This is a genomic window from Nostoc sp. PCC 7524 (assembly GCF_000316645.1).
Lineage (GTDB): Bacteria > Cyanobacteriota > Cyanobacteriia > Cyanobacteriales > Nostocaceae > Trichormus.
In genome coordinates this window covers 1,791,541-1,813,276 of the sequence record NC_019684.1, presented here as the reverse complement: position 1 = coordinate 1,813,276, position 21,736 = coordinate 1,791,541, and the positions used below count along the sequence as shown (strand labels likewise).

21 protein-coding genes are annotated in these 21,736 nt (G+C 41.1%); 14 read left to right on the top strand and 7 right to left on the bottom strand.

The window, feature by feature from the left end; translation table 11 throughout:
* Positions 1-30: 30 nt before the first annotated feature.
* From NOS7524_RS07095 to NOS7524_RS07080, 4 genes are all read right to left on the bottom strand, one after another.
* Positions 31-1,737 (bottom strand): ISL3 family transposase, encoded by a 1,707-nt coding sequence (locus tag NOS7524_RS07095; protein ID WP_015137799.1) that lies wholly within the window; start codon positions 1,735-1,737, stop codon positions 31-33.
* 54 nt (positions 1,738-1,791) lie between these two features.
* On the bottom strand, positions 1,792-1,974 hold the full coding sequence (locus tag NOS7524_RS07090; RefSeq protein WP_015137798.1) for a hypothetical protein: 183 nt from the start codon (positions 1,972-1,974) through the stop codon (positions 1,792-1,794).
* 281 nt (positions 1,975-2,255) lie between these two features.
* Positions 2,256-3,434 (bottom strand): esterase-like activity of phytase family protein, encoded by a 1,179-nt coding sequence (locus tag NOS7524_RS07085; RefSeq protein WP_015137797.1) that lies wholly within the window; start codon positions 3,432-3,434, stop codon positions 2,256-2,258.
* A gap of 202 nt (positions 3,435-3,636) precedes the next feature.
* Positions 3,637-5,121 (bottom strand): TM0106 family RecB-like putative nuclease, encoded by a 1,485-nt coding sequence (locus NOS7524_RS07080; RefSeq protein ID WP_041555609.1) that lies wholly within the window; start codon positions 5,119-5,121, stop codon positions 3,637-3,639.
* A 174-nt stretch (positions 5,122-5,295) separates the two neighbouring features.
* Between NOS7524_RS07080 and NOS7524_RS07075 the strand changes: the two genes are divergently transcribed.
* From NOS7524_RS07075 to NOS7524_RS07045, 8 genes are all read left to right on the top strand, one after another.
* Positions 5,296-6,474, top strand: coding sequence for an aminotransferase class V-fold PLP-dependent enzyme (locus tag NOS7524_RS07075; protein ID WP_015137795.1), 1,179 nt, complete (start codon positions 5,296-5,298; stop codon positions 6,472-6,474).
* A 22-nt stretch (positions 6,475-6,496) separates the two neighbouring features.
* The gene (locus NOS7524_RS07070) at positions 6,497-7,570 is read left to right on the top strand and encodes a glycosyl transferase (protein ID WP_015137794.1); all 1,074 of its coding nucleotides are present in this window, start codon (positions 6,497-6,499) and stop codon (positions 7,568-7,570) included.
* 131 nt (positions 7,571-7,701) lie between these two features.
* Positions 7,702-8,115 carry a secondary thiamine-phosphate synthase enzyme YjbQ gene (locus NOS7524_RS07065; protein WP_015137793.1) on the top strand — a complete coding sequence of 138 codons (414 nt, stop codon included), beginning with the start codon at positions 7,702-7,704 and terminating at the stop codon, positions 8,113-8,115.
* Positions 8,116-8,296: 181 nt separating this feature from the next.
* Positions 8,297-9,046, top strand: a complete 750-nt coding sequence (locus tag NOS7524_RS07060; RefSeq protein ID WP_015137792.1) for a hypothetical protein — start codon at positions 8,297-8,299, stop codon at positions 9,044-9,046.
* Complete coding sequence (locus NOS7524_RS07055; RefSeq protein WP_015137791.1) at positions 9,046-9,837, top strand: Nif3-like dinuclear metal center hexameric protein; 792 nt, start codon at positions 9,046-9,048, stop codon at positions 9,835-9,837. Before NOS7524_RS07060 ends, NOS7524_RS07055 begins: the two co-directional genes overlap by 1 nt.
* A 145-nt stretch (positions 9,838-9,982) precedes the next feature.
* Positions 9,983-10,198, top strand: a complete 216-nt coding sequence (locus NOS7524_RS07050; RefSeq protein ID WP_015137790.1) for a hypothetical protein — start codon at positions 9,983-9,985, stop codon at positions 10,196-10,198.
* 166 nt (positions 10,199-10,364) lie between these two features.
* The gene (locus tag NOS7524_RS29870; protein WP_171815354.1) at positions 10,365-10,526 is read left to right on the top strand and encodes a hypothetical protein; all 162 of its coding nucleotides are present in this window, start codon (positions 10,365-10,367) and stop codon (positions 10,524-10,526) included.
* A 204-nt stretch (positions 10,527-10,730) separates the two neighbouring features.
* Positions 10,731-11,042 carry a DUF6679 family protein gene (locus NOS7524_RS07045; protein ID WP_015137789.1) on the top strand — a complete coding sequence of 104 codons (312 nt, stop codon included), beginning with the start codon at positions 10,731-10,733 and terminating at the stop codon, positions 11,040-11,042.
* A gap of 422 nt (positions 11,043-11,464) precedes the next feature.
* Here NOS7524_RS07045 and NOS7524_RS07040 read toward each other — a convergent pair whose 3' ends face one another.
* Positions 11,465-13,120: an MBL fold metallo-hydrolase gene (locus tag NOS7524_RS07040; RefSeq protein WP_015137788.1), complete on the bottom strand. Its 1,656-nt coding sequence runs from the start codon at positions 13,118-13,120 to the stop codon at positions 11,465-11,467.
* Positions 13,121-13,965: 845 nt separating this feature from the next.
* On the opposite strand from NOS7524_RS07040, the gene NOS7524_RS07030 reads away from it, so the two are divergent.
* Together NOS7524_RS07030 and NOS7524_RS07025 are read left to right on the top strand one after the other, a co-directional pair.
* Complete coding sequence (locus tag NOS7524_RS07030) at positions 13,966-14,556, top strand: ParA family protein (protein WP_041555607.1); 591 nt, start codon at positions 13,966-13,968, stop codon at positions 14,554-14,556.
* A complete protein-coding gene (locus NOS7524_RS07025; RefSeq protein ID WP_015137785.1) occupies positions 14,553-14,819 on the top strand; it encodes a CopG family transcriptional regulator in 267 nt (88 codons plus the stop codon). The genes NOS7524_RS07030 and NOS7524_RS07025 overlap by 4 nt, the downstream gene beginning before the upstream one ends.
* Positions 14,820-14,860: 41 nt before the next feature.
* Here the strand turns inward: NOS7524_RS07025 and NOS7524_RS07020 are convergent, their stop codons facing one another.
* On the bottom strand, positions 14,861-15,385 hold the full coding sequence (locus NOS7524_RS07020) for a sporulation/spore germination protein (RefSeq protein WP_144050847.1): 525 nt from the start codon (positions 15,383-15,385) through the stop codon (positions 14,861-14,863).
* 130 nt (positions 15,386-15,515) lie between these two features.
* On the opposite strand from NOS7524_RS07020, the gene NOS7524_RS07015 reads away from it, so the two are divergent.
* The 3 genes from NOS7524_RS07015 (at position 15,516) to NOS7524_RS07005 (ending at position 20,836) form a co-directional block, all read left to right on the top strand.
* Positions 15,516-16,976, top strand: coding sequence for a TSC-22/dip/bun family (locus tag NOS7524_RS07015; protein WP_015137783.1), 1,461 nt, complete (start codon positions 15,516-15,518; stop codon positions 16,974-16,976).
* A gap of 121 nt (positions 16,977-17,097) precedes the next feature.
* On the top strand, positions 17,098-20,052 hold the full coding sequence (locus tag NOS7524_RS07010) for a PAS domain S-box protein (RefSeq protein WP_144050846.1): 2,955 nt from the start codon (positions 17,098-17,100) through the stop codon (positions 20,050-20,052).
* Between the two features lie 142 nt (positions 20,053-20,194).
* Positions 20,195-20,836 (top strand): Uma2 family endonuclease, encoded by a 642-nt coding sequence (locus NOS7524_RS07005; protein WP_015137781.1) that lies wholly within the window; start codon positions 20,195-20,197, stop codon positions 20,834-20,836.
* A 152-nt stretch (positions 20,837-20,988) separates the two neighbouring features.
* Here NOS7524_RS07005 and NOS7524_RS07000 read toward each other — a convergent pair whose 3' ends face one another.
* Positions 20,989-21,543, bottom strand: coding sequence for an REP-associated tyrosine transposase (locus NOS7524_RS07000; RefSeq protein WP_015137780.1), 555 nt, complete (start codon positions 21,541-21,543; stop codon positions 20,989-20,991).
* 17 nt (positions 21,544-21,560) lie between these two features.
* Between NOS7524_RS07000 and NOS7524_RS29865 the strand changes: the two genes are divergently transcribed.
* On the top strand, positions 21,561-21,713 hold the full coding sequence (locus tag NOS7524_RS29865) for a hypothetical protein (RefSeq protein WP_171815353.1): 153 nt from the start codon (positions 21,561-21,563) through the stop codon (positions 21,711-21,713).
* The last annotated feature ends 23 nt before the right edge of the window (positions 21,714-21,736 follow it).

Sequence of the window (21,736 nt, the reverse complement as noted above, 5' to 3'; positions counted from 1 at the left end):
AATCAAGTGTAAATTGTCAAAATTTTCTTTTCAAATAGCCAACAGAAATCGTCGTTCTAGTAAGTCTATCTTGGCGCGACCATACATCTGCCGTTTTAACATTTTCAGTCGATTAATATGCCCTTCAACTGGGCCATTACTAACTGACATAGTTACACCTGCTTTCACAGCATCGTAGTCAGACTCTAAACTAACAGCAAAGGAGCGCAACAAAGAAACCAAGCTGTTTTTAGCTTTGTTTAACCAAGCATCGAGCTGCTCAGGCAGGCGTTGACGCACAAGAGATGCAAACTGTTGTGCTAGTTCAATAGCTGACTTCAAATCCGAATGGGCTTTTTGTAGTTGAGCGATGACTTCACGCTCATTAGGCTGTATTAATTCTGGTCGTCGCAAGACTAAAGCTGTGACGCGACTGGGGGTGAGAGGACGATGGGCGCAAGAGCTAACCCTGGGGGAAGCGTTTTTTCTTGAACCTTTTGCTGGCTCAAATCCGGGCAAGGTCTTGAGATAACGAGTGAAGCGAGCGACCGTGGCATAACTACCGGTATAGCCGCAGGTGCGAATTTCTTCAAACAGTTCTTGGGTGTTGTGGTTCCCGCTATTCCAGCGACTGAGGAGGTAATCATGATAAGGGTTGAGAAGACTCAGACCGTGGTCGCTACGTTCACGACGTTCGGTAAAAGTTGAGCTACGCAAGTAATTGAATACGGTAGTTTTAGAAACTCCCAGCTCTTGAGCGATTGCTAGCCCTGATAAGCCAATAGACCGCAGTCTCCAAACTTGCTCATGGATTTCTCTGCGTCTATCCCGTGCTTTGGCGGATTGAACTTTTCTTTTTAAAGATGTGTTTTGGGGAAACCTTGGCACAACTGGACTCTTATTAGTCTCAGCAATCATGGAAAGGTTGTTTGCTGTTTCCACCTCTAAATGCACTTTAGTATCAGTATTAAAGACTTGTTTTTCCACTTCTTTTAGTGTTTTGGCGTGATTACCAAAGACTTGATAAAGCGTTTGAGATAAGTTCTGCAATAGATGAAAGCGGTCTGCAACTTGAATGGCTTCTGGCGCACCTTGGCGAATACCACTTTCATAAGTTTTTGACCGATCTCGTGAGACGACTTTGACACCAGGGTGAGCTTTTAACCATTCTGCCAAAGTTTCAGCCTTTGCATCTTTGAGTAGAGCAATTGGTCGTCTGCGTTCGAGATCAATTAGTGCTGTGCCGTAAGTTTTACATTTACGAAAACAAAAGTCGTCTACCCCAAGAGTATGTGGCGTTACGATGGGTGGTAGTGGAATTGAGCGGACTAAATTTAATAGCGTGTTGCGAGAAACTTTTATCCCCAAGTCCTGTGAGAGTCTTACCCCTGCTGCACCACCATTAGCTAAACCAATCGCACTCAGTCTTTGAGCTAAACGTAGAGTTCTTCTCGCCCAAGGTGCGGTAACATTGGTCAGCCTTTCTGCAAAAATGCGCCGTTTACACAATTTATTAAGGCAAAAAAACTTCCGCACCCTTAACTGTAAAGTAATGCTGTAATCAGCCCAGGGTAAATCTGCTAACTTTCGCTCATAGCGACTATGAATTTTATGAGTTGGTTGGTTACAAACTGGACAATTAACTACTCTATTGATAGCAGAAACAATCAACTTTATCTGAGTTTTTATCTCGTCAAGAATGCAATTTTCAAGTTTCAGGTTTGCTGAATCTGGTAATAGATAACTTAGCACTGACATAACCAAGCTGAGGCTTATCCCTCAAATGTTTGATGGAGTGAAGTTTGACGTATCTCAATTATATCTTTCTAACTTCTGCCTTCTGCCTTCTGCCCTCTGCCTTCCCCCAACCAAGATCACCAAAAGTTGCCAAGAACCTTGAATCCGTTCAAAACTTGATGCTGTTTTTTGTTTTAAGAGCAACTCATGTAATTCCTCTACTGACTCTTTTATTTCTACTTTGGTTACTCCAGCCATCTTTGCTCGTTAATATTTATTCCTTATTTATCTGTATCATACTTTTCGTGAATTGGTATGACAGGTGACAGGTGACAGGTTTAAAAGCTTCTGATGGTAATGGTTTTATGGTTTCCTGATGTCCTAATCTCATTGGGTACAGCTATGAGTAAATCAATTTTTCCCTCTTAAACCATAGAGACACAGCGAAAAGTCTGTAGCTTGCTTTTCGGATGCTGTGGAAGTTGCCTCTGTTCAGAATTTTTTAAGACAGAGGTACAGAGTTGAGTGAGAAATCGGGTTTAGTTATTTCTACTTAGCGGCCAGAAACGGCGAAATAATCTGGTAATTGGTGATTCGGTTTTAACCTTAAAAGCCAGAATTTGATTGCGTTGTATTGAATTAAAATTATTATCGCTAATAAGGATTAATGCCCGTTGCCCATCGGGGAGTTGCGGGCCGAGAGTTAGTCCTTCTATGTTGTCTAGTGGTGCATCTATAGTTCTTAAATCTAAGAGTAGTTTTTTCTGGACTGGTTTAATATTTTTGGTATCGACTGCCAACAAACTATCTATATTACTAATATTATTCGCTCCTTCTAAAGAAATTTGAAATAATAAAACAGCAAACCCTAAACCTGTAAACGATCGCTCTATACTGAGGAAATGTCCTTGGTTATCCAAAGCCAGTAAATCTGGTAATCCACTGGCAAATTTACCGGTGATATTGAAGAATGAGCTTATAGGTTCAGTTTGGTAAAGAAACTCTTTCTCTGGTTGATTACTCAGGAGATTATATTGCAAAATTCGGCAAGGACTGCCGATATTAGGTTGAGCTGCTGGCCCGTCTGGAATCAGAGCATTTTCGGTAGCCGTAAATAAATATTTGTTATCTGGTGTAATTGTCAGACTTTCAAAGGCTAAATTATTACGGACACCTTGCTTACCATTTTTATCAGGTAAAAATTTGTTGGGTATGGGTAGTGTTTGCTGAACTTTACCAGAGGATAGGCTAAATTCTTTAATAAAAGGTGGAATTAATTGAGCAACATCACCTTCAGATGAAATAAATACTGTTTCTGCTTTGGTGACAGCAATACCTTCTGTATCAGTTTCCCTAGAGCTAAAGGTTTGACCATTATTATTTAATAGGGTAGTGACACCAACTGGTGTGACTCCGTTATCTGGCAAAGTACCTTTACTTAAATCAATTTTAAGGGTGTAAAAACGGGCGGGAGCTTTTTGTCCCCTGTCGTCGGAAATAGCATAATATAGGTCATTTTGGGCATCGTAGGTAATACCAGATAATCCCCCAACTTCAGTTTTTTGAAAGGATAATCCTTTGGGCAATGTGGCTTCTCCAATAAACTCTATGCTACTAATTTCAACAGCACCTGTGTCTAAATTAGTTACAAAGAAGCTGATAATTAAAATAGCGATCGCTAAATAAATGATTCTGGGCAATTTCCAGATTTTTTTCATCGAAACCTCTGGGTCTGAAACCCCGTCCTTCTATAGCAGTTCTCGGTTGGGTGTAGCACAGTTTTGACCTCTCTCCAAACCTCTCTCCTACAAGGAGAGAGGCTTTGAGTTGTATTCCCCTTCCCTTGTAGGGAAGGGGTTAGGGGTTAGGTCTGTATTCCATTCAACTGCAAACCCTTCCTGCTTCCCCTACTTCCTATGTTCAAGCTCGTCTTAAATGATACTTATCTTGCACAAATGTCACTAGCCAGTCTTTGACAATGCGGGTGGCTCTACAGTCATCTTCGTTGTAACGACTGATGATTTCTAGTAAGGTGCGATCGCCTGTCTCTAACCATTGATCATACCAGTAAATACACTTGGCTCCACTAGCTTCTTTGTCACGCCATTCAAAACCTAACCATCGAGCAATGGCTTTGAGGGCATAACTTTCTATGGGTAAAGCTACAGTTTGGGTTAAGTGTTCATAAATATCGATAAACCGATTCAGTACGGGCTGTACGGATTTGTGAGGAGTACGGTACAGTTTTGCTAGGCGTTTGACTGTATCTAGTTCGTAGACGCAAAAATGATAAATTGGGGCTTCTGGATATTGCCAAACTAAGTCTAAAAATTGTTGCCAAATGAATTCTTCTTCTTCTGGTTTTTCCGCCAAGAAAGAATAAAATGTTTCGGTATTGGTTTGCTTATTCACCACCAAAACCCCTAAAAGATAATCTAAATTTAAATCTGGTTGGGCTTCAATATCAAAGTATATTTCTACGGGTGCGTTAACTGTAATATTGCCCTTGGGGGGTGGAAAAGGGAAAGTTAAGGGTTTTTTTTCTAAGACTGATTGGGCTTGAATCACTAATTTAGTTGCAACTTGAGAATCAAAACCCGTGAGATTTTCTAAAATGGCGGGGTTGGTATCAGCGAGAGATTCTAGCGTGGTAATGGAGAGGGTTTGCAGTTGGGTGTAACGAATGGGTGTGACTCCTGGTAAGAGGGAGAGGTGTTGTTGAGACTGAGCGATCGCATAACATTGACTGTACCAAAGACAAAGATTACACTTCTGACGGGAAATAAATATTTCTGGTGCAGTTGTCACCTCTAAATCTTGAATGAATTCCTGTAAAATTACCTGCATTTGGGGTGTCCATTTAGACAAATCCACCAGATAGTGAGGATTTTTACTCCGCAATATCAGCCAAGCTGTTGACGGTGTAATTCCCTGCACTCTAGCTAAAACTTGGGCGTGAAAGGCGGTGACAACTTGATATTCTTGTTTGGGACGCTTACCGAGTTCTATATTTACGGGTGTATATACCCAATCTCCCAAGTGGGATTCTCCTGGTTGTTTGACAAGTAAATCGGGACGACTGAGGAGAGTATAGTTTACGTCAGGTTCTGTATCTATTAACTGACTGTAATTAGCTAATAGCACGCCTCTATAAATGTATTCAACTCCATGCTGCATCAATTCTAAGGTTGCCGCTTGTCCAGCTTCCCAGTTGCCTCTGGGATAATTTGGTTGGTGATAGGTGTACTGAGTCAAAATACTGTGGTGATGCAGCATTTTGTCTTGTTGCAGCTTCAGCAACAATTCACTAGGCGCATCTCGTTGGCTTCTGTCACCGTGAATATCTAAAACAGGGCGACGTTTACAGCGTTGGTATTGCAGGAGGTGTTCGGCATTAATTAGCATTAATTCTAGTTTATAGGCAGTAGGCAATAGGCAGTAGGAGGCAGTAGGCAATAGGCAATAGGCAATAGTCATTAGTTATTCTCCCCTGCTTCCTCTCCTAACCTCTATTTAATACTTACTGCCTGAGAGAATGGGAAACTAAGAAAATGCGCTATTTTGAATTTTAAGTTGTTTATGACTAATATTTCCACGACACAGGCTAGGTTGCATCTTCATCGTGAACAGTTTCCGGCTTTAGCGAATAAGACTTATTTTAACTATGGTGGGCAGGGGCCGATGCCAAAAGTCACTATGGATACTATTTCTCAATCAATCGCTCACATCCAGCATATCGGCCCCTTTGGGAGTGAGGCTGGTAGTTGGTTAACAACACAAATCCAAACTGTCAGGAAAGCGATCGCTTCTGAGTTAAACGTCACATCTGATACAATCGCTTTTACTGATAATGTGACTGTGGGTTGTAATATTGCCTTGTGGGGGATATCCTGGCAAGCTGGCGATCATCTTTTGCTGTCAGACTGCGAACACCCTGGAGTCATTGCTGCGACTCAGGAAATTAGCCGTAGATTTGGGGTAGAGGTTAGTATTTGTCCCTTGAAAGCAACGTTAAATGAGGGCAATCCAGTCGCAATTATTGCCCAAAATTTACGTCCTCATACCCGCTTAGTGGTACTGAGCCATGTATTTTGGAATACTGGTCAGGTGCTACCTCTAGATAAAATTGTGGAGGTATGCAGAAACAATAATTCTTTCTTACTGGTGGATGCTGCCCAATCTGTGGGTGCTTTACCTTTGAACTTAACAGAATTGGGGGTAGATTTCTATGCCTTTACTGGTCATAAATGGTTATGTGGCCCCGAAGGTGTGGGGGGTTTGTATGTGCGTCCGGAAGTTTTAGAGAGTTTGCATCCAACTTTTATTGGCTTGTATGGAATTACGATTGATAGCCAATCCCAACCTGTGGACTGGAAACCGGATGCGAGACGCTATGAAGTATCTACCCCAGCTTACCCATTGTACTTTGGTTTGCGGGAGGCGATCGCTACTCATCAACAATGGGGAACACCCCAGGAACGTTACGCCCAAATTCGCCGCCATAGTGAATATCTTTGGAGAAGTTTAGCCGCATTACCGAATGTGGAATGTCTCCGCACCGCACCCCCAGAATGCGGTATTGTTTCTTTCCAACTGACTAACCATCAACCTTTAAAGTTGGTGCAGTTTCTCGATTCTCAAGGTATATTAACCCGTACCATTGCCGATCCCAGTTGTATCCGCGCCACCGTCCACTATTTAACTTTAGAATCGGAAATCGACCAATTAGTAGCAGCAGTCAGTAGATATTCTTCCTAGTCCCTCATCCCCACCCCCAAACATGAACCGCCCAATTTTATACGTAGCCATTACAAATCACGGCTTTGGCCATGCTACCCGCACCGCATCAGTAGCGGCGACAATTCAAAAGTTGTGTCCAGAAGTGCTGTTAATTATGGTGACTACTGCGCCTCGGTGGTTGCTGGAATGCTACATAGACGGTGATTTTATCCATCGTCCCCGCGCTTTTGATTTGGGTGTGGTGCAAACCGATAGCTTAAATATGGATAAGGAGGCGACTTTGGCGAAGTTGCTGGAGATTAAAAAGCAGCAAAATTCGTTAATTGCTTCCGAAGTAAATTTTATTCGCCAAAATCGTGTGCAGTTGATCTTGGCGGATATTCCGTTTCTTGCGCCTTTATTTGCCCAAAAAGCGGGTATACCTTGCTGGATGATGAGTAATTTTGGCTGGGATTGTATCTATCGTGACTGGGGTGGGGAATTTGTAGCTATTGCTGATTGGATTAGTGAGTGTTATCGAGAGTGCGATCGCTTGTTTCGTCTACCCTTTCATGAACCTTTACAAGCTTTCCCCCATATTATAGATGTAGGCTTAACTGGTGGTACTCCCCGGTACACTGCCGATGAAATTCGTTCTGTTTGGGGTATTACTGCACATCCAGAGAAAACTATCTTGTTAACCTTTGGCGGTTTGGGTTTACAACAAATTCCCTACGAAAACCTCCGCCATTTTCCCGATTGGCAATTTGTGGTTTTTGATCAGTCTGCCCCAGATTTACCCAATGTGATCAAAATTAATGATCGCAAATTCCGCCCCGTTGATTTTATGACTATCTGTGGCAGAGTTGTTTCTAAACCTGGTTACGGTACATTTTCTGAAGCTACCCTGCTAGACGTGCCTCTTGTCACCATCCCCCGTGATGATTTTGCGGAAGCACCTTATCTTTTGCAAGGGCTGGCAAATTACAATTCTCATCAAATTGTGACACCACAGGAATTTTTTCACGGCACTTGGGATTTTCTCCATCAACCACCACAACCACCAAAGCAATCCCAACCTATTGCTAAAAATGGAAATCAAGCGATCGCACAAGCTATTATTAATTATTTCTAGGGTAATAAAATTATCTACAATAATATCATCAATGATAATTATTGCATTACTGGTAAGTTCATTAGGTATTCTATCTACCTCTAACCCAACAGAAAAAAACAACCAAATTAAGCTTTTTAGTAATTTCAAATATGGCTCACTACCAAAAACTTCTGAGAATTACTACTAACGGCAAATCCTTTTATAACATTACCTCAAAAATTGCAGCGATAGTTGCCGAATCAGGAGTAGAAACTGGACTTTGTACGTTATTTTTACGCCACACTTCCGCCAGTTTAGTCATTCAAGAAAACGCTGATCCTGATGTACTTGTTGATTTAGCCGACTTCATGGCGAAACTTGTACCCGAATCAGGGCAATATATTCATGACGCTGAAGGTGCTGATGATATGCCGGCACATATCCGCACCGCACTGACGCATACTTCTGAACATATCCCAATTAATCGTGGTCATTTAGTGTTGGGAACTTGGCAAGGAATTTATATTTGGGAACATCGCCAGCGTAGTCATTCCAGAGAATTAGTTGTCCATATTTCGGGATAGTTTCGTCAGCAAAATATTAAATATTCATTGCAGGTTTACTATAGATACCTAAACCTTTACTTTGTGATGCTGATTTGCTGATTTTTTTATGCAAATAGTTAAGTTTGTTTAATATTAGTTTAATAAATTACAAATTTAGAGATACACTGAGATTTGCAGCTTTTAGGCTATTTCAATAAAGATGAAGCAACACACTGCACCCAATCATGCTTTTCAATTTATTGATGAAATTCTCAGTCAACATAATGTGAATCTATTAACCCTTAATCCCCATAAAAAAATAATTACTAGCTTTGTAGAAATAGGAGAATTAATTACGGAAAAAGTTACCGATCCTCAAGTAATTAAGGCTTTACAAAATACATTAGAAAATATAGTTATCTCTCAAATACAAAACTTCCCAGAAAATATCTTCTGGGATTTTGATTTTATGGTTAGTAGTATGCTGCATCAAGCTTTAGCGGCTGAAGATGGGGCGGTTAATTTTATAGAAACTTTTGGTGAAAAGATAGTCTTACTCTCGGAATTATTTGGTAGTAAGAATGAAATTAGATTTCGCTATGTCCATGATTTTATGTATGGTTTCGATTGGGCAAGATGGGTACAGCGAGAACCAGCAACACGCGCTGATATAGAACCTTTTAGCTTAATTTTTCTAGATTATTTATTAACGAAATCTCAGGAACTGATACAACGTATTCATCTAGATAACTCCCAGCCCTATAAGTTGTGTGATAACGGATTTCGGAATCCTTTCACATTTTCCCGTGAACCAGAAGATGAATATCGGTTGTTAACTCATCTAGCGCCAGCAGAACTTATCCCTGTGGCTGCTTGGGATTGGAACGCTTGCCCCATCTGGAACAAACCTTTCCAGGAAATGCGGGAGCAATTAGCATTAGAGTTGAACATTCAACCCCAAAAACATTGATGAAAATTGCTGATTTAATTACTTGGTTTGAAGCTTGGGCGAATCCAAGTTGGTGCGAAAGTTGGGATAATTGTGGCTGGCAGATTGAGTCGGGAGTTTTACAAGAGTCGGCTAGGGTTTTGGTGTGTTTAACACCAACTTTGGCAGTCATGGAAGAAGCGATCGCCTTAAATGCTAATTTAATCTTTGCCCATCATCCCCTCATCTTCAATCCTCCCAAATCTCTTTGTACTGGTGAACCGATTGCGGAAATGGCGCGGTTAGCCTTCACCCACAATATAGGTATTTACACCGCCCACACCAATTTTGATCAGGTTGCAGATGGTACTGCTGACGTTTTAGGGCAAATTTTAGAACTAAAAGATGTTGCCCCAATTGTACCCACCCAAGCCGGATTAGGTTATGGGCGCGTGGGATTATTAGAGCCATTTTTGACTTTACAAGAATTACTCACAGTGATTCAAAATCGCCTCAATCCCCCAGATTTAATCTTTTCCCCCAGTGCTGATTTACAGCAGACAATCTCCAAGGTGGCGGTGTTGGGTGGTTCGGGTGCTAGTTTTATTGGTGCGGTGGTGAAAACAGGCGCACAAGCTTATCTGACTTCTGACTGTAAATTCCACCAATTTCAAGAAAGCCGCGATCGCAACCTCATCTTAATCGATGCTGGACATTATGCCACCGAACGCCCCGCCTGCGATCGCTTGGTACAAAAATTCCAGTCTTTAAATCTAGACTGGGTGCAACTAAGTGCCAAGGATGAAGACTTCCGCCAGTTTTTTCAATCTTAACCAGGAGGCAGGAGACAGAAGGTGTGATCCGGATCACAAAAATATGTAACTAAAATCACAATAATTTGCTGTTCTACATCAATTCTTAAAAATGTAAAGTATTCCAAACTAGAGGTAATAAATCGCGTACTCTACCCCAATCACGATGATTCGCGCACTCATTGAATCTGCTTTCCAAACTGGATATCTTAGTGTTGAATCTGAGGGTTTACTCCATCAAGTGCTGGCTACTAAGTGCTATCAGCCAGAAGATTTGGCAGTTCTGGCAGATTTATATGAGGCGGTGCAGACAGGTAAGATTAAACAAGAAGGATCTTCGCAACGGCTCTTAGAATCTCTCACCCAGTACAAATCTTGCTAATACTGCCCCATGCTGGCATTCAGATAGCTGTACTGTGTCAGGAAAAAATCTTAAACTCAAAACTCATGGAGCTTTATTGTAGAAAACCGTGATGACCAGCAAAAGAATGAGTTAAGATCAAATACATAGGGGTAACAGTCAAGCCGAGGCCCCAGGCTTCTCAGCAATGCCAATGATTACAAGTAGGCAAATTAAACAACCGCAATCATCGCTTGTTCTGGAGTATTTATTATCACATAATGGTAGGAAAGACTTACCAGCAAATATTCATCTGGTGAGTAGAACTCCCGAATTGTTTGACTTCTATGAAGAAGTAGACATTCGCTAAATCACCCTAAAGGAGATAGAATCTTGGTGCAGTAACCATCAGTGTATGACCCAATATTTACCTAGATTTATGAAATATTCGATTAAGTCTTTGGGTTAGTGATGCTGAACCATGAAGCTAACCTCCTAGGGGTGTCATTTGATTGGGGTAAAACCCAGATTTTCAAAAGTTTAACTACGTTGTTTAAAAAGGCAGAAGCAGTACATGCTACACCGCAAGATTTATCAACTGTGTTGCGATGGGCGGGAGGTATGTGTTTTCTTGCGGGACCAGCAACGCTGGATAGAGCGCGCCCGCATCATTGACATAGAGGGAGATTTAGTCACCCTCCGCTATGAAACAGAGGAAGAAGACGAAATTTGCTCTTGGGAGGAGATGGTTCGTCTTGAAAGCATCGGTGCTGTCACTCAAAAGCTAGCTTCAGTTCCTCGCGGTAACATAGAGCCACTCATGACTGAAGATTGTCCCGAAGCCGAGCGTATCCACAACCCTTATCCTGAATCTAATCCTGAGTAAATGAGGCAGGAGGTAGGAGGGGAGACAGTTTTTCATGCTTCATTCTTCTGCAAACGATTCTGTTCATTTGTCCCTTCCTAACTGATCCAGTTCTCAATCAATCTGAATCCTGAGTATAATATCGTACTCAGGATTTATTATTGATATACAGTAGGGGACAGGTTACAGGTTACAGACTTGAAAGCCTTTTAGTGTAATGGTTTTATGATTGCTTGATGTCCTAATCATCTATGTGGCAACTGCTATAGTTAGGAGATGGGGACTGGGAATAAGGGACTTCCAGAGAAAAAATATTCTAAATGTAGGGTGCGTCAGTATGAATAATTTCTCGGTGTAGTTAGGTTTTCTGACACTGACGCACCCTACTAAACTGTCAATTCTGGATAATTTATTTTTTGGTATTCCCTAAGCAGGGAGAAGAACTATTGACTATTACCTGATCCCCGTTCAAAAGCTGGACAATAACCTTCTAAGGTGACTCTAAAGTTATATAAAGGTGAAGCAGGATTCCAACATCTTTGTCCTCTTTGATGTCGGCAAGTACCGCAGCAATCGAGATCAGGGGTAATATAGCGATCGCTATTTTGATTTAGCAGTTCTCGTTGAGTTAATCCCCTCAATACTAATTCTTCTCCCTGCCAACGGGCTTCGATTAAACCTGTGTCAGCAAATTGTCGCCAACGGGGATCGGCGGTGATGGCTTCGGGGAGGGTAATGGTGATGACTGTGCCTAATTCTGTCAGTTCACCTTCATAGTTTGTCTCTGGGGCGGCTGGTTGTAAAAAAGTTTCCCCAATGGGCAGTTCAACGCGTGTCCCCGGTAATGGTGAATGAATGTGGTAGCGGTTTTGTAATTCTTCTAAGCTGGTTAAGTCTGCTAGGTAACTGGAAGAACCATGCACAAAGACAACGTGTTGAGGACGCAGGTTGTGAATTAACTGGGTAGTACCAGGACCATCACTGTGCTGTGCTAGGAGATAGCTTTCGATGGTTGTGGGTGCTGCATATTCTTTCTTAACTTTTACATCTATTTTTTCTGGTAGTAAGATTAGCCAAGGCCCAGTATCAGGTTGACAATATTGGTTAAAATCCGTGGTGATATCTGTGAGAACAATACAGGGAGATTTGCCCATAGTCGCATGATGTTCCGACTGCAACCGCCGCACACGGGGACGGACTCGTTCATCCCAAAACAAGGGTTGATGGCGGGCAAAGTTTTGTACTGATGGGGGTAAATGGGGTAACAATTCCAAGTATGCGTCGCACCCTATCGCCACAGCACCATCAACCCAGATATCTAAATCTCTGCCGGTGAAATGGTGATGGGAACGCAACAACATTAATAGTTCTTGCCCCAAACCTAAAGCTGGTGTGGGGATTAGCACAGAACAACCATCTGCGATCGCCCGATTAATTCGTTCGGCTAGTTGGTTTTCTTGGTTGCGGCGGTGGGGGTGGCGGGATGTGCCGTATGTTCCTTCAATAATCAGTACATTTAAATCTAGTCCTCGTAGTTCTTCTAACCGCAAACCTTCCACTAATCGGGAGTTTGATAAGAAAAAGTCCCCTGTGTACAGGAGTTTATAAATACGTTGTTCTGTGGTGTAGGTAAGTAGAATTGCTACCGCCCCTGGTAAGTGTCCGGCGGGAAAGATTTCCACTACTAACCCATCATCTAGTTCAATGGGCGATCGCAGTGGTAGGGCATGACAAAATTGGGGTATTGTTTGCGGATCTTGCTCTAGCCAATTTAAAGGCAGCAACTTGCTGGTTACTTCACTGCCATATATGGGTAAATGAGGGAAGGCTTGATGCAGTGAGAGTAACCCTCTAGCGTGATCTGGGTGGGCATGAGTGACTAATACTAAATCTGCTGGTAGCTCTGACGATTTAGAGACACTCTCTTTCAAAGAGGAAATGTCCGCCATACCACAATCGAGCATAATGCGATGTAGCCCCATCCGCACCAGTAAACACACACCCTCGTTGTTATGTTGCACACTATAGGGAAAGCATTCTAATTCAGTTGCTGTTTCCTGTGTATCAACACGAGAGTGTGCTGACAAATTATCCCTCATGCGTCCTTCCTCTCCAACCTCATTGTCGTTAACATCTCCCAAAAGCCCAGTTTGACAAGGATTTTGGTTTTATAGCCTAGGGGTAAATTTTGTAGTGCGTCCCTAAAGCCTATGAATATAGATGTTTGATTGGAGAGGACACCTCTTGCGAACCCGCACTGGTGTGGAAAATTTGGGTAACAAGAAGCTCTCAAAGTAGAGGCCAAGGGAATTTGCCTTTTGTGTTTGTGTAATCAATGAGCAGAGCCATTGCCGTGATAGTTGTCGGAATCATAAAATCCGTTTTTCGTCCCAAAAAATAGGCACGAAATAGTAAATATAACTGTTAAACCCACCAAAATTAGCTTTACATCCATTGGTTTATAACCCTCTCATCAATACTTTTTTATATTAATAGGTCGGCACTATTCTCTAGCGGAATCGCCAGAAAATCTTTACTATGCTGAGGTTGATTGGGCAATAAGTAGATTTACTACATTCAGTCAGATTGTAAAACTTTTCGGCTCACCTGTCCATCAACGTAATACGCCGTTACAAAGCATTAGTTGCAGTGGGTAGGTAGAAAAAAGGTAGAAATGTGTAAATTCCTTGATATTCAATCTTTCACGACTGCCACAACTAGCAAGTAAATTGCTGTATTTAAAATTACATTTATCTCTACATTTTACTTAAAATAGTTTGTATTTAAAATATAAGTATAATTACATATCATATTTTAAATATCAAAATACTAAGTAATTTAGATGTCTAAATGTTTAAATATTCAGATGATACAGATAAAAATGAAATGTTCAGATGTTTAGATGTGGAGTAAAATCGAAAAATTATTTGCGTTCACCGAAAAAATGATTATCACTGTAGCGGCTTTTAAGGGTGGTGTCGGTAAATCTACGACAGCATTGCATCTAGCTACATATCTCCAGAGCAAAGCTGACACACTGTTAATAGATGGTGATTTAAACCTTAGTGCTTTAGATTGGTCAAATCGGGGTTCTTTGCCCTTTAAGGTGGCAGATGAGAAGCAGGGAGTCAATTTAGCGGGGCTTTATGAGCATATAGTGATTGACACCCCGGCCCGTCCAGATGCGGATGAGCTAAAAACTCTAGCTAAAGGATGCGATTTGTTGGTTATCCCGACTACCCCAGATGCGATCGCCTTAGCTGCGACGTTGCACATGGTTGATTTACTGAAAAAACTTAAAGCAAAGTATAAAATATTGCTTACTCTTGTCCCTCCTAATCCCAATAAAGCCGGAGAGGAAGCGAGAGTCACCCTATTAAATGCAGGTTTACCTGTGTTCAAGTCGGGGATTCGACGGTTAGCGGTATTCCAACGTGCTGCTTTAGAGGGAGTTCCAGTTAATGCTCTCAAAGATACTTACGCTCAAATTGCTTGGCGATGCTACGCCGAAGCAGGGAAGGAGATTTTACCGTGAATAATAAGAAAAAAACTAGCCGTTTTGATGATTTAATTGATGCTGCTCGCAGTCGTCAACAGCGAGAGCAACCACAGTCTACAGATGAGCAATCGAGTTCTACTACTAAAAGCACTGATCCCGCTTATACCCGTACAACTATCTACTTACCTAAGCAACTGCATCGACAATTGAAGGCTGCGGCTGCGTCTCAGGAAAGGCAGATGAGTGATATTGTTGCGGAGTTGATTGAGCAATGGTTGAAGGTGGGGAGTGGGGAGTAGGAAGCAGAGGGAGCAGGGGAGCAGGGGAGAATAACTATTGACTAAAGCACAATTTCTTGGCCTTTTTCGGTGAAGCGAACTTCTTTAATTTTCCACTGGGAATTACTGGTGAGGGTTTTGCGGAGGCTGCCAAATAAGGCAAACTGTTCACAGCTAGAAAGTGAGGTGAATTTACGTTTTGATTGGGGTGACAATCGCAAATCAACGGTAGCTATGCCATTGTTGACTCTGACGCGATATCCCGACAAGCTAAAGTCGGCGGTGTCTTGTTCTTCTATGATTTTACCTACGGCACTATTTACAGACTCTGCTGCTGGTACGGCTACTTTCTGCGGTACAAATTCCTGGCACTGAACATCGCTGGTATATAAAGTGACATTTACCGTACTACCAGAGGCGGCTCTAGAGGTGTTAGTGTTGTTTGGTTTGGCTCGGAATCGCTCTATGCTCTGGGTTGGGCTAGGAGATGGTGTATTGGTTTCTGATATGTTAGAAGTACAGCTAAGGGTGCTAGCTGCGATCGCTATCATCATGAATGGTAAAAAAGACCTGCTACTCATATTCATAATTCGGCTTGTGTATCTGTCTTTTAACTTCAGGATCATGAGCATCTATTCCGTGTAAATTTGCTACAAACTTTACTTCTTGGCTGTTATTAGCTATCTTCAAAACCAAGATATTGGTTGAGAAAATTTTATGCCTGCAAATACTTTTAACCCTCGTAAATGTGAGTGGGAAGGGACACCCCTTGAGCAGTGGGAACCATCTAAATGGAAGCAATGGAAAGCTAAACAACCTGCTGCGGATGAACTAGCGAAGTTGGAACGGGAATATCTCCGAATTAAATACGCAGTGCAACAAGCTAATGCAGCTTTAAGTTTAGATAGAGTTAAGATTAAATTGAAACTTACGAGTCCTAAAACTATCGGTTTACAAGGGACTTTTCCCTGTAGACCTGGGGATATTGGTAAACAAGGCAGTCCTAATAAACAATATACCATTTCCTGCGGTTTTACTGCTAATGATGCCGGAGTAAAAATGGCGGTATTAAAAGCACGGGAATTAGATTTATTGTTAATTACAAAACAATTCCAATGGACTCCAGAATTATTAGGGAAGCAAGCGCAAAAAATTGAGTTAGGAGATGCGGAACAATCTTCTAAGCTCATTCGGGAATTGATTCAGGAATATGAGCAAGAATTCTGGAAGACTCATGAGCAGAATAGACGAGGAATTAAGACTTGGGAAAGTCATTATCTGAGGCATTTGAAAAAATTACCTCAAGATGTACCTATGTCTTGTCAAGCTTTAGAGGAGGCTTTAGAAAAAACTAAACCCCATACATCATCGAGATTTTTTTTGGTGTGGCAATTGAAGAAATTCTGTGAATTTTGTGGTATGGATAATTTCAAAACTATTTATGCCTATGCTACTCCCAAACCTCATCCTAGTATCCGTAAAGTTCCTGCCGATGAAGAAGTTATTCAAGGCTATTTCAAAATTGGTACGCCTTTATCAGTTTATACGAGTAAAGATAATCTTACCCTACCCGAACAATGGCAATGGGTATATGGAATGTTGGCTACTTATGGGTTAAGACCTCATGAATTATTTGCAGTAGATATTGCAGCATTTCTAGAGCCAAGCAACACTTTCCATTTGGTAAATTTAAATCCTAGTCTGACGGAAGGGACAAAAACTGGTGAGCGCAGTTGTGGTATTCCTCCCTTACATCCTCATTGGGTAGAGTTATTTAAATTAAAAAATGTGAGATTGCCTTATAACGAAGGAAAGCTGAGTAATAAAACAGCAAAACTTCATGTCAGATTTAGAAATACTGATGTCGGCTTTAGACCTTATGATTTACGTCATGCTTATGCTATCCGTGGTCATCGCTTGCGTGTGCCAATCAAGACTATGGCTGATTATATGGGGCATACGGTACAAGAGCATACAAAAACATATCAAAGATGGATGAATGAAGATACTAATTTGGAAATTTATAAGGAGGTGGTGATTTACAAACAGGGTACGAGTAAGGAAGCTTTGAAGGAGAGGATTAGTGAGTTGGAAGCGGAAAATTTAGCTTTGAAAGCTGAAAATGCTACCTTAAAGCAATTATTGATTCAACATCAATTGGGGGAGTTGTTTAGTTAAACTACTTAAACGCGGAGGAACGCAGAGTTGAGATTCGGGAATTTTGTTGTTGTTGGCTGGAGATTGGGAAATATAGATACTGATGTTACCTTCAGACTCTAAGCTGGGAAGTGGCGCAACTATGGCTGAACATCTGATCACTATAGATAGAAATATTTATGAATCTCTGCAAACAGAGTTACAAGGGCTACGTCAGCTAGTGGTACATAGGGAGCATACTGAAAGGCGGTTACGGGATATAGCAACTAATTTACCTGGGGCTATTTTTCAATTTACTAATCGTGATGGTGTCTGGCGCGTAGACTTTATCAGCGATTTTATCTGGGAGTTGGCAGGTATCACTACAACGGCAATGATGGAGGATTTAAATTGTTTTTTTGCGCTTGTCCATCCAGAGGATGCTGAGGGTTATGTTACTTCTGTGACAGAGGCGGTAGAAAATGTTACTCCTTGGCACTATGAAGGACGTTTGGTGAAGGCTAATGGTGAGATTCGCTGGTGGCAAGGCGATTCAACCCCTAGCAGAAATGATGAAGGGGAGGTAATCTTTTGTGGTGTACTTTTGGATATTACGGAGCGTAAACAAGCAGAAGCCGAACTCAAGAGTTTAAATGAGGAATTAGAGGCAAGAGTTGCGGAACGGACAAAAGCTTTAGCGGAGAGTGAAGCACGATTGCAACGACTAGCAGATAATGTGCCAGGGATGCTGTATGAATTTCATCTCAACCCTGATGGTAGGATGTTTTTCCCTTTTGTTTCTTCTGGGTGTCGAGAAATTACAGGCAGAGAAGCACATGAGTTACAAAATGATGCCTCTGTGACTTTTGCAGATATTCATCCTGAAGATATACTAAATGTTCAGGCTGCGATCGCTCGTTCTGCAAAAACTCTACAAAACTTTGAATATGAATGGCGGATAATTACACCCTCTGGGCAAGAGAAATGGATTAAGGCTGTCTCTAAACCGGAACGCCGAGTCGGAGGGGAGATTGTCTGGTATGGTTATTTACTAGATATCAGCGATCGTCAACAAACACAGCAACAACTGCAACAACAGGCACAATTTCTACAAAGTATCTGGGAAGGTGTAGATTACGGCATCTTTGTCTTGGATGTTTTGGATGATGGAGCAGAGTTTCGCTACGTTAAATTTAATCCTGCCATGCTCAGAAATAGCCCCATGCCTCTAGAACCTTTGGTGGGGAAAACAATGGCACAAGCACTACCTCAAGATATGGCTAAACTCTATCGCCAACGCTACAGAGGATGTATTGAAGCGAAAAGGAGCATATTCTTTGAGGAAAATTTCTTAGCTAATGATGAAGAAACTTGGTGGCTGATAAATGTCACACCTCTTTGGGATAATCATTCCCGCATTGCTCAACTTGTAGTTACAGTTACAGACATCACAGAACGCAAACAAGCGGAAAAAGAACGCCAAATGTTTGTCTCGCTGATTGAAAATAGCAGTGATTTCATCGGTTTAGCAGATTTAGCAGGACAACCGATATTTCTCAACGAAGCTGGACGAAAGCTGGTTGGTTTAGATGATTTGACTTCTACTCAAGATTTTACAGTTCCGGAATTCTTTTTTCCAGAAGACCGAGAATATGTACAACAACAGATGATACCTGCGGCAATACAACAAGGTGTATGGCAAGGTGAGTATCGTTTCCAACACTTCCAAACTGGAGAAGTGATACTTGTTGATCAAAACTTGTTTCCTATCAAGAACCCAGAAACTGGCGAACCCTTATGTATTGCCACTATTACCCGTGATATTCGTGAACGTAAAAAGGTAGAAGCTCTATTACAAGAGCAAGAGCAATTTTTACGGAGTATTTATGAGGGTGTTGATCAAATTATATTTGTCGTTGATGTTCTAGAAAACGGCGAGTTTCGTTTTGCTGGCTGGAATTCCACTGCTGAAAAAGCTACAGGAATTACTCTAGCTGAGGTTATCGGTAAAACTCCTGAAGATGTACATGGTATTGCTGAAGGTGCAGCAGTGCGTCAACGATACAAAAACTGTGTAGAAGCTGGTATTACTAGCACTTATGAAGAATGTTTAACTATCCGCCATCAAGAAACTTGGTGGCTGACTAAAATTAATCCTCTCAAAAATAGTGAAGGTAGAGTTTATCGACTTGTGGGGACAACATTAAATATTACAGAACGCAAACAAGCCGAAATGCAGTTGCAACAACAAGCCGAAAATTTAGAAGACACTCTCCGGGAATTGCAACAAACCCAAGCTCAACTTATCCAAAGTGAGAAAATGTCTTCACTGGGTAATATGGTTGCAGGTGTTGCCCATGAAATTAATAATCCAGTGAACTTTATTCACGGTAATCTGATTCCAGCCAGTGAATACGCTCAAGACTTGTTGCATCTTGTAGAACTCTATCAAATACATTTTCCCTATCCTCCAGCAGAAATTCAAGCAGCCATCATCAATATTGACTTGGATTTTCTCAAGGAAGATTTGGTAAAACTGCTCAAATCTATGCGTGTAGGAACTCAGCGCATTCGAGAAATTGTCCTATCATTACGCAATTTTTCCCGCTTAGATGAAGCTGAATTTAAGCAGGTGGATATTCATGAAGGTATTGATAGTACCTTGATGATTTTGCAGAATCGCCTGAAAGTTAAACCAGAGCATCCAGAAATTTCAGTGATTAAGGAATATGGTAATTTACCTCTAGTCGAATGCTATCCCGGTCAATTAAATCAGGTGTTTATGAATCTTCTGAGTAATGCTATTGATGCCTTGGAAGATTCCTTTCTGGGTGAGCAGGGGAAAATTCATATTCGGACGGAATTAATCAAGAATAACTGGGTGAGGATTAGAATCTCAGATAATGGTGTGGGGATTTCGGCTGCCATTGTTTCCAAGTTATTTGACCCTTTCTTCACTACTAAAAGTATTGGTAAAGGTACAGGTTTAGGATTATCTATTAGTTACCAAATTGTGGTAGATAGACATGGTGGTAAATTATCTTGTCATTCAGAACCAGGTCAAGGTGCAGACTTTGTGATTGAGATTCCTATTAGTCAGAACAAAGTTAGTTTATAGTTGACAATTGACAGTTAATCAAGAAGAGAAAAAGGTAAAAACCTTACTGCGTAACGCTCCGCTAACGCTGCTGGTGGGCGAAATTATTTAGGCGTTATGTTATATTCATTTAAACATGGTACTTTAGCAGCGAGATAAAATTATGTTACTTGAACTCAAACAACTAATTGTACCTATCGGTCATCAATTATTAATTAAAAATATATCTTGGTCTACATATAAAAAAATTTTAGCAGAATTGGGTGAAAATCGCAGTTCTAGAGTGTCTTACAGTCAAGGGGTGCTAGAAATAATGGCTCCATTACCAGAGCATGAGGTAGCTAAAGTTATTATTGGAGATTTAGTCAAGGCTCTACTAGAAGAATTAGATGTAGAATTTTGGAGTTTGGGGTCTACAACCTTTGACCAAGAAATTATGGATGCTGGGGTAGAACCTGACGATTGCTTTTATATCCAAAATGAAGCTGCTGTTCGCGGTAAAGATAGAATTGATTTAACTATTGATCCTCCGCCAGATTTAGCCATTGAAATTGATATTACTTCCCGCACTCGTTTTAATAATTATGAATTGTTGGGAGTTCCAGAATTATGGCGTTGGCTGAAAAATAAGTTAGTAATTAATGTTTTGATTGATGGTAAATATGTAGAATCTACAAGCAGTCGGATTTTTCCAGATTTACCAATTACTCAAGTTATTCCTGAATACTTAGTGCGAAGTAGGATAGACGGTAGAAATGCCGCGATGAAAGCTTTCCGGGCTTGGGTGCGCTCACATTTATGCTGATGTTCTAGAATAAAGCCATCAGATTTTCGGTTGAACCTATGACTGCGAAACTGCTGACACCACTGGCAGACTTACGCGAGAAACCGGATTTCTTTTAGGTTGATCGCAAAAATATCAGTTTGGCCGCACGAGAAACCCGGTTTCTTTTAGTTTTAGGTTTCCATGAGAAACCCAGTTTCTCTAGGAGATTCTACAAATAGACGGTAACTGTCTAATGAAACAAAGTGCTGTAAAACTTTATCAATTTTGATGATCTCATGATTGTGTGGCATTATATATTCTGAATAGCTGGAAAATTCCCATTCTTGAGGATTTTTCACTAAATTAGCATTAACCGGGTTTAAATGAATGTATCGAGATAGGTGTAATAAATATTCATTGCTATCTATGTGTATAGACTGAAAACGCCCTTGAAACAACGAACCAACTCTCTTAAAACGTTTATTTATAGCTTTTGTATAAGCCAACATAAATGGCTGCATTAAGTTTGATAAATTATCTGTGTTTAGGTAAACCAATAAGTGATAATGATTTGGCATCAAGCAGTAAGCAACTATTTCTACACCCTTATTCACAAGGTGTCTTTCCATAAGACGTAGGAAGAATAGGTAATTTTGACGCTCAAAAAATATCGCTTGGCGGTTATTACCTCGATTGTAAATGTGGTAGTAGTTTCCCGCTTGAAACTTTACATCACGAATTGGCATTTGTTGAGATAATTGTTTTGATTACAGTTATATCTTTGCCAATTAGCGATCGTCATCTGGGAGAAACCGGGGTTCCCCGCGCGAAGCCAGAAACCGGGTTTCTTTTAGGTTCTCCGCGACATATCGGTTTTCTTCACGAGAAACCCGGTTTCTTAAGTCCACGCGATTAAATTTGGTGTATAATGGTCTTTGT